The sequence below is a fragment of the Nocardia coffeae genome, assembly GCF_019890715.1.
In the GTDB taxonomy this organism is placed as follows: domain Bacteria; phylum Actinomycetota; class Actinomycetes; order Mycobacteriales; family Mycobacteriaceae; genus Nocardia; species Nocardia jiangxiensis.
Genome location: NZ_JAINZY010000001.1, coordinates 263,848 through 276,237 on the forward strand (window position 1 = coordinate 263,848; position 12,390 = coordinate 276,237).

A 12,390-nucleotide genomic window follows, 5' to 3' on the forward strand; every position below is an offset into this window, starting at 1 on the left:
GATGATCTTGCCCTTCGATTCTGCGACGAGCCGGATTGCCGATCAATAGCCCTGCCCGGCGCGCGCCGACAGCGCCGGATTATTCGGCCAGGGCCGCGCGGACGTAGCGCAGCGCGGCCTCGTCATCCAGGCCCAGCCGCCGGATGACCGCGACGTAGTCGGTGGCGGCGCGGCCCGCGGCGTCCTGGGTAGGGTCGCCGGAGGAAGCGATGAAGGAGCCGAGGCGTCCGCGGGTTTCCAGGACGCCGTCCTGTTCGAGTTCGCGATAGGCGCGCGCGACCGTGTTGGGAGCCAGCCCCAGTTGGACGGCCAGGGCCCGGACGGTGGGGATCTTGGTTCCGGCGGTCAGTTCGCCCGAGCGGACCCGGGCGACGATGCCCTGTCGCAACTGTTCGTAGGGTGGGACCGCCGAATGGTGGTCGACCGGGATATCCATCGGCGCCTCTACATCTCGTCCCGGGTCAGCGGGCAGGACAGACAGCGGGGGCCACCGCGACCGGACCCCAGTTCGGAACCCGGAATCGTCAGCACCTCGACCCCCGCATCGGCCAATCGGGCATTGGTGTTCTCGTTGCGTTCGTAGGCCACGACCACCCCCGGCGCGAGGGCCAGGGTGTTGTTGCCGTCGTCCCACTGTTCGCGCTCGGCGGTGATGCCGTCCAGGCCGGTATCGATGACGCGCAGTTTGTCGATGCCCATCGCCTCGGCGGCGGCCGGGAGGAACGGCTCGGGCCCGCGCATCTCCACCGAACCGTCGTCGCGCACCGCGATCGTGAAGGCGCACAGCGAATCCCGCACCGCGGGATACATCACCACCGCATCGGAGTCGACCATCGTGCACACGGTGTCCAGATGCATGGTGGCGCGGTTCTGCGCGATCGGCACCACCAGCACGGTGTGCGCGAGACTGTCCTCGAACAGGCTGCGCGCCAACGCCTCCGCACCCGCCGGCGAGGTGCGCTCCCCCACGCCGATGGCCACCACGCCCGGCGCGAGCAGCAGGACGTCGCCGCCCTCCATCGGCGCGGTGTGCGATTCGTACGCCCGGCGCACGCCCAGGAACCGCGGATGGAAGGCGTAGATCAGATCGGTGAGCGTGGTCTCCCGGGCGCGGGCGGGCAGCGCGAGCGAGGTGATGGCCACCTTGCGCCCCACCCAGAAGGAGGAGTCCCGGGTGAACAGCAGATTCGGCAGCGGATCGATGACGAAGTCGGTGCCGTGATGCATGCGCCGCACCAGCGAGGTGGTGTCGGGCGCGACGGGCAGTTCGTCGAATGTCATACCCGCCATGAGGATTCGGGCCAGTTCCGGCGCGGGCACCCCGCGCAGATGGGCCCGGAGTTCCTCGGCGAGGGTGAATCCGATGCGTCGCGCGTCGACCGCGGCGGTGATGCCCATACTGCGGCCCGCGCCGCTGACCGCCAGGGTGTCGGTGAGCAGGTCCGCCAGCAGCAGCACCTCGACCCCGCGACCGCGCAGCACCTCGACGAACGTGTCGTGCTCCTGCTGGGCCCGCTCCACCCACGGAATGGCATCGAACAGCAACTGGTCGTTGTTGCGCGGGGTGAGCCGGCGCAGTTCGTCGCCGGGCCGGTGCAGCAGTACCGAACGCAGCGTCCCGACCTCGGATGTCACGGAAAACGGTCGCCCCTCCGGCACACCATCGATTTCCATGATTCGACCGTAGTAGGCCACAGCGTCATTGGCACGGAATTGGCTGGGTGGGTGCTGTGCGGGCCCCGTAGATCACCCTGGCGATTCCGGGCCGGACACCGTATACCTCGAGTATTGTCGAGGTATGCAGCACACCACCTGGCAGGCGAAGGAGCTCACTCCCGGACAACTGTCCGAACGTAGTGGAGTCGCGGTGTCGGCGCTGCATTTCTACGAACGCGAGGGCCTCATCAGCAGCCGCCGCACGAGCGGCAATCAGCGCCGGTATCCACGGGAGACATTGCGGCGAGTCGCGTTCATCCGCATCTCGCAGCGAGTCGGCATACCGCTCAGCGAGATTCGCGAGGCACTGCACACCCTACCGGAGAGCCGCACCCCCAATCGCAAGGACTGGGAGCGCCTGTCCACGATCTGGCGGCAGGATCTCGATCAGCGCATCGAACAGCTGATCCGCCTGCGCGACAGCGTCAGCAGCTGCATCGGCTGCGGCTGCCTGTCCCTGGCCAGCTGCCGCATCGTCAACTTCCACGACCGCCTCGGCGACGAGGGTCCCGGCGCGCGAGTGCTGGACGTCAACCTCAACAACGAGTGCGGCCCGGCCTGCGACCAACAGGTCGAGCCCTGCGCGGAGAAAGCGGGAGCCTGAGCCGCGAACCCAGCAGCAACCCGTACACCCGTTCCGCTGACCCCGGACGACGCGAACCCGCCGGAGCGAAGCGGAGGCCAAAATTAGCTGCGTGTTACTCGCTGGTAGATGCTGTCGAAGCCGTCGTTGGCCTTGCGCATCACGATCTCGTACGGCCAGGCGAACTTTCGCGCCCACCAGTAACCGAATCGCACGTCGAACGAGGTGTGCACCAGGAAGCGGTTGCGCTCGATACCCCGCAGGATGATCGCGGCCACCTGCTCGGGCATCTTGGCGTGCCGCTGAAACTGCTTGATATACCGCTGAATCCGCGGATCGTCCTGGTTCACCCCGGCGATCTCCACGCTGCGCACCAGCGGAGTGTCCACCGCGCCGGGCACCACCAGCCGCACCGAGATGCCGTGTCGCGCCAGATCGAACCGCAGCACCTCCGACAGCCCGCGCACACCGAATTTGGACGCGCTGTACGCCGCATGCCACGGGAAGGCCAGCAGTCCGGCCGCCGAGGACACGTTCACCAGCGCACCGCCGCGCCCGGCCCGCACCATCGGCGGCACGAAATTCTCGATGACGTGGATCGGGCCCATCAGATTGACATCGACCATCCGGCGCCAGTGCCGGTGTTCGAGATTCTCCACCGTGCCCCAGGCCGAGGTCCCGGCGATATTCATCACCACGTCGAGACTGCCGTGCTGGTCGTGCACCTCGGTCGCGAAGGCGGTGACCGCGTCGTAATCGGTGAGGTCCAGGTCCCGGGCGAGCAACACCTTGCCGCCGTCGTCGCCGATGGCCCGGACCGTGTCCGCCAGCCCGTCGGCGTCGATATCGGTCAGCACCAGTTCCGCACCCTCGCGCGCGGCGGCCAGCGCCGTCGCCCGGCCGATGCCGCTGGCGGCTCCGGTGATCAGAACCTTCTTACCGCTCACGGATTTCAGGCGATCGTGCACACCGTTCCTCTGCTCATGCGGACGCCGAACCGATCCGATGATCGGCGCTCGGCCACTTGCCGTGCTCCCCAGGAGCATACGGGGTGCACCCGTACGCGGACCCGGATCCGTCCCCTATGCGCCCAGCACGTGCAGCATCCGGGACACGGCCGCGGGCCAGGTGAACTGCTCGGCACGACTGCGCGCGGCACGCCGGCGATCGGCCGACGGGCGCGCGAGCACCTCGGTCACCGCCCGCGCGAAGTCCGCCGGATCGTTCGCCGCGACCGCACCACATTCGGCGGTCACGATATCGGCCAGCGCCGAGGACCGGCTGGCCACCACCGGCGTCCCGGCCGCCAGCGCCTCGAGCGCGGCCAGACCGAACGTCTCGTGCGGTCCGGGAGCCAGCGAGACGTCGGCGCTGGCCAGCAGGGTCGCCAACCGGGTGCGTTCGGCGATGAAACCGGTGAAGTGCACCGCGGAACGACCATCGGGCAGCGGCGTCAGCCCGCGCGCCCGGCGCTCGAGCGCTTCGCGGCGCGGACCGTCCCCGGCCACGATCAGCCGTGCGTCCACCCCGTCCCGGCGCAGCGCGCTGATCGCCTCGATACTGCGATCCACCCGCTTCTCCACCGACAACCGCCCGCAGTGCACCAGCAGCGGATTGCCCGCGGCGGCGAAACTCGCCCGCACCAGCCCGTCGTGCCGATGCGGCGCGAACATCTCCAGATCCACGCCCAGCGGCACCAACTCGACGTTCGGCGCGTCGATCCGCGCGAACTCCGCCCGCGCGAACTCCGTTGTGCACACCACGATGTCGTAGTCCTGGGCGGTTCGCCGATTGGCGACGTCGGCGGCCCGGCGGGCCATCGGCCCGGGCAGCGCCTGGCCGATCAGCCGGTCCAGCCGTTCGTGCGAGATCATCACCCCGGCCACGTCCCGCTTGCGCGCCCAGCGCCCGAAACCCCGCAGCGTCAACCGATCCGACACCTCGAGGACGTCGGGCCGCAATCCGCTCAGCACATCGGCGACCCGGCGCGGATCGACCGCGCGGTAGCCGTGCGTCCAGGGAATCTGCAAGGCGGGCAAAGTGATTCGAAGTACTCCACCGGGCAGGATCTGTTCGTCCCGACGCGGTCCGGGCACGATCAACACGACCTCGTGTCCGGCGGCCACATATCCCGATCCGAGATGATGCAGCGACGTTCGTAGTCCCCCCGACCGCGGCCCGTAGAAGTTGGCGAGCTGAACGATGCGCACGCGCCTGATCGTCCAGCGGTATACAGCCCAACGGGGCAACACCGCGTGAACAAGGATGGAAGTATCGCCGACCGACTGGTGCGGCCCGCCCCGGGATCGGTTCGCACGGTATGTCCGAATGGGATCGCCGCAGCTCCGACCGCGCCGCGATCCCCCGGCGAAGCTACTGCTTGGCGGTCCGCGACACCCGGGGAAGTTCCAGATCGAGCGGAATCCGCCCGGCCGACAGATGCGTCCGGACGGCCTCGGGCGGCAGCGGCCGCGCGATCAGGAAGCCTTGGGCTCGATAGCAGCCCAGCCCGACCAGGGTGCGCGCGGCGACCGCGGTCTCCACACCCTCGCCCACCACGCCGAGCCCGAACGACCCGGCCAGGCCGACGATGGATTTCACGATCGCCAGATCGTCGGTGCTGACCCCGAGCCGCTGCACGAATCCGCGATCGATCTTCACCGCGTCCACCGGCAGTGCCTTGAGGTGCGAGAGCGAACTGTAGCCCGTGCCGAAATCGTCGATCGCGATCTGCACGCCCATCCGCTTGAGCCCGCGCAGGGTCAGCTGGGTGCGCGCGAGATCCTGCACCACGACGTGTTCGGTGATCTCCAGGCAGACCGAACTGCCGTCGATTCCGTTGCTGCGCAGGGTGTCCTCGATCGACTCCACGAAATCCAGGCTGACCAGCTGCACCGGCGAGACGTTGATCCGGATCACGACGTTGGAGGCCAGGCCCTGCTGACGCCACTGCGCGAATTGCGCACAGGCGGTTCGGATCACCCAGCGCCCGAGTTCCCCGGCCAGATTCGTCGCCTCGGCCACCCCGACGAACGCACCCGGCGGCAGCAGTCCGCGAGTGGGATGCTGCCACCGCACCAGGGCCTCGAGCGCCACGATCCGCCCGGTGCGCAGATCGACCTCGGGCTGATAGTGCAGCAGCAGCGAACCGTCCGAGACCGCGCTGCGCAGGTTGAGTTCGACGTCGTCCTGCAGTTCGAACTGCGCGCGCATCGCGTCGGTGAACACCGCGACCCCGTTGCCGCCGCCGGACTTCGCCGAGAGCAGCGCGTGATCGGCCCGGCGCAGCACGTCGGCGACGGTCGCCTCGCCGGGAATCCCCACGGCCACACCGACGCTCGCGGCCCGGCTGACCGACTCCTCCCCGACGGTGACGCGCCGGGCGATGAGCTGCTGCAAGCGGGTGCCTTCGAGTTCGGCCTCGACCGCCTCCATGGGTTTGGCCGGGACGATGACGAACTCGTCGCCACCGAGGCGCGCGATCATATCGGCCGGATCCAGATGTTCGCGCAGTCGCGTGGAGAGCGTGCGGATGAAGTTGTCGCCCGCGGTGTGTCCGAGGAAGTCGTTGAGCGCCTTGAGCCGATCCAGATCCAGGAAGAACGCGGCGACCGGCCCCGGATTGCCCGGTTGCAGCCGCTCCTCCATGTATTCCAGCAGGGCCCGCCGGTTCGCCAGGCCGGTCAGATCGTCGTGCATGGCGATGTAGCGCAGCCGCTCCTCGGCCTCGACCCGCGCCTGCAACTGCGCGAACAGCGAGGCGATCGCCTTGAGCACGTTGAGTTCGCGAGTGCTCCACTCGCGGTCACCCAGTTTGATGAAGCCCAGCAGCCCGATCGGCTCGCCGCGGGACAGCAGCGGGACGGCCGCGGAGGTCAGCTCGGTGATACCGGCGGTGCGGCGGGCGAGGTCGCGATACGGGGTGAACGCCTTGCCAGGCCGCACGATGACCGGCTCGGTGGCGTGTTCGAAGGCCTTGAACGCGGGGTCCGGGTCGTCGAAGTAGACGATTCCCAGCGGGTCCGGGTCCGGCACGCACTGCCGCGGCGGCCACTCGGCGACCAGGATGGTGGCGCGACGCTCACGATCGGTCCGTCGCAGATAACAGAAGTCCACGTCGAAATGCTCGATCAAGCTTGCGAGCACACGTTCCGTCGCCGCCACCAGGGTGGTGGCGTCGACACCCATCAACTCCGAGGCGACCTGTGTCACCAGTGAGTCGAGTGTCCGCCGAGGCACCTTATCTCCGATCGCGTCAGCTGCGGGAACTCATGCCCGGCACCGGGAACCGCCTGCTGCGGACCGTAGTGCGGGCGGCATACCTCAGACGGAACACCAACGCCATGATCTCATGGACAGGCCCGTCCAGTAGGCCCAGGAAACTGTCCTCGAGTGACGCCAGTGTATCGGCGAACTCCCGGGAAATCCCTGCGAACACGGGGTTCCGGGCCGCTGCGACTGTCATGAATTCCTACTCCGTTGCTGCGCGATACCGCGCCCTTCCCGAGACCCTCCCCGTATCGGCCGGAGCGCGGCCGTTGGCCGGGGTTGGTCGCTAAGGCAGTATCCGTCATCGAACAGGAATTGACCAGACATCCGGCAAATCTTCCGGAACCGAGGGCCAAGGTCCTGAATAGTCCCTGGTCAGAGCAGTGACTTTGGTAATCGGGCGGAACGGGAAGACCGGTTGGTTCTAAAATGGCTACCCGGTAGCTATCCGCGCTGGTTACACCAGGATCGAGATGTACAACTCGACCTTCGGCCCGCGCCAGATCTCGATCTCCTCGTGGTAGGCCCGGGTGATCTCGGCCGAGGCGGTCGCATCGTCGACCTGGGCCCACACATCCTCCACCGGATCGTGGTAGTCCCCGTTCGGCTCGAACCGCGCGTATACGCCCTTGGGCACCCGGACCAGCACGTCACCGGCCGGGATCACGTCCACGACCGGATAGTCGTAACTGACCAGAACGTTGTAGTTCCCGGCCGGATCCGGGACGTACACGGTATACAGCGGCCGGTCGGCGGCGTCGTCGCGGTCGCGCAGCCGGTCGCGCAGGAATTCGATCAGTTCGCTGTTGCTGACCTTGAAACTGGGCCGCACCCGCGGCACCACCAGACCACCGTAGATCGCCTGGTCACGCAGTACGATCGTGTAACTCATCGCGGATCGACCGCCAGATACAGCTCGATCTTGTAGGCATGCGGATAGCACTCGAGATCCCCGGTATGAGTCCGCTTGATCTGGTTGTGTTCCTCGGCGTAGGCGATCTGCGTCCACAGGTCGGTCATGATCTGCGGAAAGTTCCCCACCGAGGAGAACCGCGCATACACACCCCGCGGTAACCGCGCCACGATATGCCCCCGGGTGACCTGGTCGAACGAGCTGCACCGATATCCGACGATCTGCGTGTTGAACGTGCTCATATCCGCCGAATAATCGGCATACGCGCAGGCCAGGGGCCCGCCGAGCTCCTGGTGCAGAACCGCGCCCCACGCCGCGTCCAGATTCCGATCACGCAGTTCTCCGAGCGCGCGCCTGGGGCTTCGCACGGGCAGCCCCGCAACCCACGTCTCGTCCCGCTCGACGATCTCAAACTGCATGGCAGACAACTCTTTCGAAAGTATTCGCGCAGGCAAGCACGCATGCGCAGCCGGACACGTCCGCCCAGGACCGTCATGCTATCAACCCGCTCTGTGAGATATATCCGACACGAGCCCCCGCCAACCCCCCGGTTTGCCACCCACCACCCACACCCGGATCGCAAATTATCGGCAATTTCGCCCCGCCCCTCCCCACATCCCACCATGTGAACCCCACCTCACCTCCCACCCGCCAACAAACCCCTCCCCACCAGCCGATTCGGAGTCTCCCCCACCCACCTGCTAGAGTTCTCCAACGTCGGTTCGGAAACGAACCGCGGGGCTATAGCGCAGTTGGTAGCGCGTCTCGTTCGCATCGAGAAGGTCAGGGGTTCGATTCCCCTTAGCTCCACAACACAGCAATCGGCCCTGACCTGCAAATAGGTCAGGGCCGATTGTTGTCTCAGGGCTATTGGGCGGGCTTACGATTCGGCGCATCCTCGGGGCCACGACAATTGGGCGTGTCCTCAGCCGTGGGACGTACCCGCGGAGCTGATTTCCCCTGCCGCCTGTTGGAGGGCGTCGGCCGCGCGGGCGAAGTAGTCGAACAGGAACTCGCGCTGTTCGGGTGAATACCCGCCGATGATCTCGCCGATCTTCCGGCGGGCCGGCGCGAGCACTGTGTCGAGGTCCGCGGGCTGGGCGATCGGTTCGACGATGACCTTGCGGCGGTCGCCGGGATCGGTGGCGCGGCGCACATAACCGGCCCGTTCGAGGCGGTCGATGAGTCTGGTGGTGGGGCCGGTGGTGAGGCCCGTGCGGGTGCCGAGTTCGCCGGGCGTCATGGCTCCGCTCAGTTCCAGGATGTTGAGGGCGTACAGGTCGGTGGCGCCCAGCCGGTCGTACTCACCAGCCGCGGCAATCAATTGTTCACTGCCGCACTGCGGCTCATTCCGCGCGATGCCGCCTTGGCCTTGCTCGCTCATTGAAGGGAAACCATATGAACGCCACCACCGACACCGCCGACATTCGCGCCCTCATCGAGCGCAGCGCCGACGCCTGGAACCGCGGCGACGGCACCGCCTACGGTGAATGTTTCACCGCCGATGCCACCGACGTCACCTATACGGGCACCGTCTACCACGACGGCGCGGAGATCGGCCGCGGCCACCAGGCACTGTTCGACAGCTTCCTGAAAGACACCCGGCTCACCGTCGAGATCACCGAAATCCGCAGGTACGGAGACGATACCGCGATTGTGGTGACGCGCGGCGAGTCCTCGAAGAAGGCACCCAAGCTGCTGGGCAAGCTCGCCACCTACACCGTGGTCCGCGATTCCGACCGCCAGTGGCGGATCGCGGCGGTGCAGAAGACCCAGCGCAAGCGGCTCATGGAGGCGCTCACCTTCACATTCCAACCCGACTCCCGACCGGCCGCCCGCTGATGAGCACCATCGCAGTCATCGGGGCCGGGTCGGAAAGCCCACCGCCCGGCCCGCTCGGGCTCGACTCGATCGGCGGTTGCCGAGTCAGTCGGGGCGGGGTGCGTACATGATGACCGCAACGCCGATCAAGCAGATGGCGGCGCCGGTGACGTCCCAACGGTCGGGCCGGAAACCGTCCAAGGCCATGGCCCACAGCAGCGATCCGGCAACGAACACCCCGCCGTAGGCGGCGAGGATGCGCCCGAAGTTCGCGTCCGGTTGCAAGGTGGCGACGAAGCCGTAGATCCCCAGGGCGATGACACCGGCACCGATCCAGGCCCAGCCACGGTGTTCGCGCACACCCTGCCACACCAGCCACGCACCCCCGATCTCGGCGACGGCGGCCAAGACGAACAGCAGGATGGAGCGCACGACGGTCATGACCGCAGCCTAGAGCCCGGACCGGCCTCGTCGATCGTGGTGCAGCCGCAGGTTGTCGCATCCGGCGGCCGGCGCGGCGCGCAGGCTGTCGCGGACCGCGGTCGGCTCGGCGAGCTTCGCGTCGATATCGGAGAAATCACTGTGCGCCAATGGATTCCGGCCGATGCCATCAAGTTGCCAACCACCGAGGAACTGCGGCCATGAGAGTCCCCGCCGCCCTGGCATTGCGTGCCAGGGCGATAGCTGCGCAGGGATGGCTCACTCGCGCGCCCGCTGCGTGCGGGATTCAGGAGAGTGCGAAGACGGGGAAACCCGGTGCGATCTCGGCCAATTCGGCGTCGGTGGCGTGTTTGGTGACGCCCTCGAAGAAGCGGCCGACCTCCCAGCCCCAGCGATCGAGGTATTCGCGCAGCACCGGGATCTTGTCGGCATCGAGGACCTCGGTGGCGGTGAAGGCTTCGGACCTGCGGCCCAGACGGAGTTCGCCCGCGCCGGAGACGCGCAGGTTGCGGACCCACTGCGTGTGGCCGCGCGGGGCCACCAGGTAACGGCGGCCGTCGGCGGCGGTGAGGACATTGACCAGGGTGGTGCGCCATTGGCCACTCTTGCGACCACGCACGGCCAGCAGACGGGAACCGGCGAGGCTGATGCCCAGCTTGGGTAGCAGGTTGAAGAAGCGATTCATGATCGGGTCGAGGCCGGACGGGCCGATGTAGCGGGTGGTGGCGTCCATGAGGGTTCCTTCGGGAGTTCAATTCGAGAGCGGTGCTCTCCAAGTGAGAACAGTGTGCGCGCGTCACCTCGACTAGTCAAGAGCAGTGCTCTCGAAACATTCCGGCGCTCCGAAACGTGGCACACTATCTGAATGAGTGTGCCCAGAACCGCCCGAGCCCGAGCCCGAGCCGAGATCACCCGTGAGATCGCGGATGCCGCGCGCCGCCAACTCGCCGAATCCGGGGCCGCCGCCCTGTCCCTGCGTGCCATCGCCCGAGAACTCGGCATGGCTTCCTCGGCGCTCTACCGCTACTTCCCGAGCCGCGACGACCTGCTCACCACGCTGATCGTCGAGGCGTACACCGCCCTGGGAAACGAAGTCGACGAGGCGATCGACGCAGCTACGGCACCGCGTGCGCAGTGGCGCGCCGCGGCAACGGCGGTGCGGCACTGGGCCATTGCACATCCGCACGAGTACGCGCTGCTCTACGGCTCACCGGTGCCCGGCTATAAAGCCCCAGAGGCCACCATCGCCCCCGGTTCGCGAATTCCCGTCGCAGTGCTCGGCATCATCGGAAAGGCCTGGGGAAGCGGTACTCTCGCAACTCCCGGCGACGAGCTCACCCAGGCACTGAGCACACAGCTCGCGGTAATCGCCGAGCAGCTCGCTCCCGGCGTGCCGGAGGCGATCCTGGCGCGGGCGGTCATTGCCTGGACCCAGCTGTTCGGGGTCGTCAGCTTCGAGCTGACCGGCCAATACGTCGGCAGCGTCGATCCCACCGAAGCGTTCTTCGACTATTCGGTCGAGACCATGGCAGACCTGATCGGCCTGCGCCGCTGACCTGCCGGAATTCGTTGCCGCGCGGCACTCTCGCACTTGTATCGCAGGGCGGAGCCGGTGGAGATTCCGGTCACGGAGGTAGGCCACCGGCCGGTCATTGCCGATAATGGGCTCGACCACCAGCCGCCCCGTAGGGAATTGATGACCTTATCGCCGCGCGAGGATCTCGCCGGGGTCGAGGCCGCGGTCGAGGCCGTGCGCCATTACCGCTTGGCCGGGCGCGAGCTCGAGCCGGTTCCCGTCGAGATAGACCTCGATCTTGTCGGGCTCGAACGACACCGACCCGCGTACGCGATCCACCTCCGGCCAGGCATCCAGGTATGACCATGCGGCGCGCTTGTGCTCGCCGATGTCGTAGTAGCTGGCCAGGCCCTTGTACGGGCAGAAGGTTTGACCGTCCACGGGTGTGAGTTCAGTTCCGTCGACGTCCTCTCGTGGCACGTACCAGCGGGGCGCGAATCCCGACTCGTACAGCACCACCGGTTGGTGGGTTTCCGCGATGGTGCGCTGCCCGTCGCGGATGACCAGATGTCGTGATGTGGCACGGATGTCGTTGCGGTGATACGGGTCGGCGGCATGTCCGACGATCCGTTCGTCCTCTTCGTAGAAGGCGTCCATTGCGCGCCAGGCGAAGCCGACGTGATCGCGCAACTCGCTCGCGTGGTCGGGCAACTCGATGTGCTGCCAGGCGGCCCGCTCGGCGCTGCGGTCTCCCGCCATCACGGTGAACCAGGCAGTCGCGCCGAGATCGTGGTGCTGTGTTCGGCGATCCGTGTGCCGTAAGACACCATCTTCGACACCATCGAGTGGGAAGTAGGCCACCGGATAATGCCCCGGCTCGTGGAGCAGGACCACATCATCGCTTTCGGCGATCCATTCGTCACCGAACCGCACACGCATGCGCCGACGCAGTGGCTCTGCGAACAACAACCGCTCGGGTAGCGGCTGCTCGGTCAGGAACCGTCCGACCGATCTCGGTGAAAGTGGTCCCTGCTGCCATGACAGCCCCATAACTCAGCTCCCTCCACTCGGACACGCTCGACTCGTCGCACGTTCCAGGCCTGGCGGTGCGGCTACCAGCGTAATCCGGCC

15 protein-coding genes and 1 tRNA gene are annotated in these 12,390 nt (G+C 67.2%); 4 read left to right on the forward strand and 12 right to left on the reverse strand.

The features are described from left to right. Positions 1–79 precede the first annotated feature (79 nt). Positions 80–436 carry a GntR family transcriptional regulator gene (locus K7711_RS01220; protein ID WP_040827954.1) on the reverse strand — a complete coding sequence of 119 codons (357 nt, stop codon included), beginning with the start codon at positions 434–436 and terminating at the stop codon, positions 80–82. Between the two features lie 8 nt (positions 437–444). After that, positions 445–1,674: an arginine deiminase gene (arcA, locus tag K7711_RS01225; RefSeq protein ID WP_222964084.1), complete on the reverse strand. Its 1,230-nt coding sequence runs from the start codon at positions 1,672–1,674 to the stop codon at positions 445–447. A gap of 124 nt (positions 1,675–1,798) precedes the next feature. Between arcA and soxR the strand changes: the two genes are divergently transcribed. Further along, on the forward strand, positions 1,799–2,320 hold the full coding sequence (gene soxR, locus K7711_RS01230) for a redox-sensitive transcriptional activator SoxR (RefSeq protein ID WP_222964086.1): 522 nt from the start codon (positions 1,799–1,801) through the stop codon (positions 2,318–2,320). Positions 2,321–2,403: 83 nt separating this feature from the next. On the opposite strand, the gene K7711_RS01235 is transcribed toward soxR, so the two are convergent. From K7711_RS01235 to K7711_RS01255, 5 genes are all read right to left on the reverse strand, one after another. Further along, entirely contained in the window at positions 2,404–3,267 is an 864-nt protein-coding gene (locus K7711_RS01235) for an SDR family oxidoreductase (RefSeq protein WP_308014390.1), read from the reverse strand. Positions 3,268–3,381: 114 nt separating this feature from the next. Next, positions 3,382–4,509: a glycosyltransferase gene (locus tag K7711_RS01240; protein WP_222964090.1), complete on the reverse strand. Its 1,128-nt coding sequence runs from the start codon at positions 4,507–4,509 to the stop codon at positions 3,382–3,384. Between the two features lie 163 nt (positions 4,510–4,672). Next, a complete protein-coding gene (locus tag K7711_RS01245) occupies positions 4,673–6,487 on the reverse strand; it encodes a putative bifunctional diguanylate cyclase/phosphodiesterase (RefSeq protein WP_222966526.1) in 1,815 nt (604 codons plus the stop codon). A gap of 538 nt (positions 6,488–7,025) precedes the next feature. After that, the gene (locus K7711_RS01250) at positions 7,026–7,460 is read right to left on the reverse strand and encodes an effector binding domain-containing protein (protein ID WP_222964092.1); all 435 of its coding nucleotides are present in this window, start codon (positions 7,458–7,460) and stop codon (positions 7,026–7,028) included. After that, entirely contained in the window at positions 7,457–7,900 is a 444-nt protein-coding gene (locus tag K7711_RS01255; protein ID WP_222964094.1) for a GyrI-like domain-containing protein, read from the reverse strand. Before K7711_RS01255 ends, K7711_RS01250 begins: the two co-directional genes overlap by 4 nt. Before the next feature lie 318 nt (positions 7,901–8,218). Here K7711_RS01255 and K7711_RS01260 point away from each other — a divergent pair. Then, positions 8,219–8,291 (forward strand) — tRNA-Ala (locus K7711_RS01260). 115 nt (positions 8,292–8,406) lie between these two features. On the opposite strand, the gene K7711_RS01265 is transcribed toward K7711_RS01260, so the two are convergent. Beyond that, the gene (locus K7711_RS01265) at positions 8,407–8,865 is read right to left on the reverse strand and encodes a MarR family winged helix-turn-helix transcriptional regulator (protein WP_222964096.1); all 459 of its coding nucleotides are present in this window, start codon (positions 8,863–8,865) and stop codon (positions 8,407–8,409) included. A 14-nt stretch (positions 8,866–8,879) separates the two neighbouring features. Here K7711_RS01265 and K7711_RS01270 point away from each other — a divergent pair, with 14 nt between their 5' ends. After that, positions 8,880–9,323: an SgcJ/EcaC family oxidoreductase gene (locus tag K7711_RS01270; RefSeq protein WP_222964098.1), complete on the forward strand. Its 444-nt coding sequence runs from the start codon at positions 8,880–8,882 to the stop codon at positions 9,321–9,323. Between the two features lie 84 nt (positions 9,324–9,407). Here K7711_RS01270 and K7711_RS01275 read toward each other — a convergent pair whose 3' ends face one another. From K7711_RS01275 to K7711_RS01285, 3 genes are all read right to left on the reverse strand, one after another. Beyond that, positions 9,408–9,743, reverse strand: a complete 336-nt coding sequence (locus K7711_RS01275) for a YnfA family protein (RefSeq protein WP_222964100.1) — start codon at positions 9,741–9,743, stop codon at positions 9,408–9,410. A 9-nt stretch (positions 9,744–9,752) separates the two neighbouring features. Beyond that, positions 9,753–9,893: a hypothetical protein gene (locus K7711_RS01280; protein ID WP_222964102.1), complete on the reverse strand. Its 141-nt coding sequence runs from the start codon at positions 9,891–9,893 to the stop codon at positions 9,753–9,755. A gap of 136 nt (positions 9,894–10,029) precedes the next feature. Continuing rightward, positions 10,030–10,476: a nitroreductase/quinone reductase family protein gene (locus tag K7711_RS01285; RefSeq protein WP_222964104.1), complete on the reverse strand. Its 447-nt coding sequence runs from the start codon at positions 10,474–10,476 to the stop codon at positions 10,030–10,032. Between the two features lie 132 nt (positions 10,477–10,608). Here K7711_RS01285 and K7711_RS01290 point away from each other — a divergent pair, with 132 nt between their 5' ends. Further along, the gene (locus tag K7711_RS01290; protein WP_222964106.1) at positions 10,609–11,298 is read left to right on the forward strand and encodes a TetR/AcrR family transcriptional regulator; all 690 of its coding nucleotides are present in this window, start codon (positions 10,609–10,611) and stop codon (positions 11,296–11,298) included. Between the two features lie 147 nt (positions 11,299–11,445). On the opposite strand, the gene K7711_RS01295 is transcribed toward K7711_RS01290, so the two are convergent. Next, positions 11,446–12,309, reverse strand: a complete 864-nt coding sequence (locus tag K7711_RS01295; RefSeq protein ID WP_222964108.1) for a DUF427 domain-containing protein — start codon at positions 12,307–12,309, stop codon at positions 11,446–11,448. Between the last annotated feature and the right edge of the window lie 81 nt (positions 12,310–12,390).

What these genes read in the sequence shown, in the direction of transcription:
- K7711_RS01290 (WP_222964106.1), top strand. Translation starts at nt 10,609, where the DNA reads ATGAGTGTGCCCAGAACCGCCCGAGCCCGAGCCCGAGCCGAGATCACC.
- K7711_RS01265 (WP_222964096.1), bottom strand. Translation starts at nt 8,865, where the DNA reads ATGAGCGAGCAAGGCCAAGGCGGCATCGCGCGGAATGAGCCGCAGTGC.
- K7711_RS01220 (WP_040827954.1), bottom strand. Translation starts at nt 436, where the DNA reads ATGGATATCCCGGTCGACCACCATTCGGCGGTCCCACCCTACGAACAG.
- K7711_RS01255 (WP_222964094.1), bottom strand. Translation starts at nt 7,900, where the DNA reads ATGCAGTTTGAGATCGTCGAGCGGGACGAGACGTGGGTTGCGGGGCTG.
- soxR (WP_222964086.1), top strand. Translation starts at nt 1,799, where the DNA reads ATGCAGCACACCACCTGGCAGGCGAAGGAGCTCACTCCCGGACAACTG.
- K7711_RS01270 (WP_222964098.1), top strand. Translation starts at nt 8,880, where the DNA reads ATGAACGCCACCACCGACACCGCCGACATTCGCGCCCTCATCGAGCGC.
- K7711_RS01275 (WP_222964100.1), bottom strand. Translation starts at nt 9,743, where the DNA reads ATGACCGTCGTGCGCTCCATCCTGCTGTTCGTCTTGGCCGCCGTCGCC.
- K7711_RS01285 (WP_222964104.1), bottom strand. Translation starts at nt 10,476, where the DNA reads ATGGACGCCACCACCCGCTACATCGGCCCGTCCGGCCTCGACCCGATC.
- arcA (WP_222964084.1), bottom strand. Translation starts at nt 1,674, where the DNA reads ATGGAAATCGATGGTGTGCCGGAGGGGCGACCGTTTTCCGTGACATCC.
- K7711_RS01250 (WP_222964092.1), bottom strand. Translation starts at nt 7,460, where the DNA reads ATGAGTTACACGATCGTACTGCGTGACCAGGCGATCTACGGTGGTCTG.
- K7711_RS01295 (WP_222964108.1), bottom strand. Translation starts at nt 12,309, where the DNA reads ATGGGGCTGTCATGGCAGCAGGGACCACTTTCACCGAGATCGGTCGGA.
- K7711_RS01245 (WP_222966526.1), bottom strand. Translation starts at nt 6,487, where the DNA reads ATGGGTGTCGACGCCACCACCCTGGTGGCGGCGACGGAACGTGTGCTC.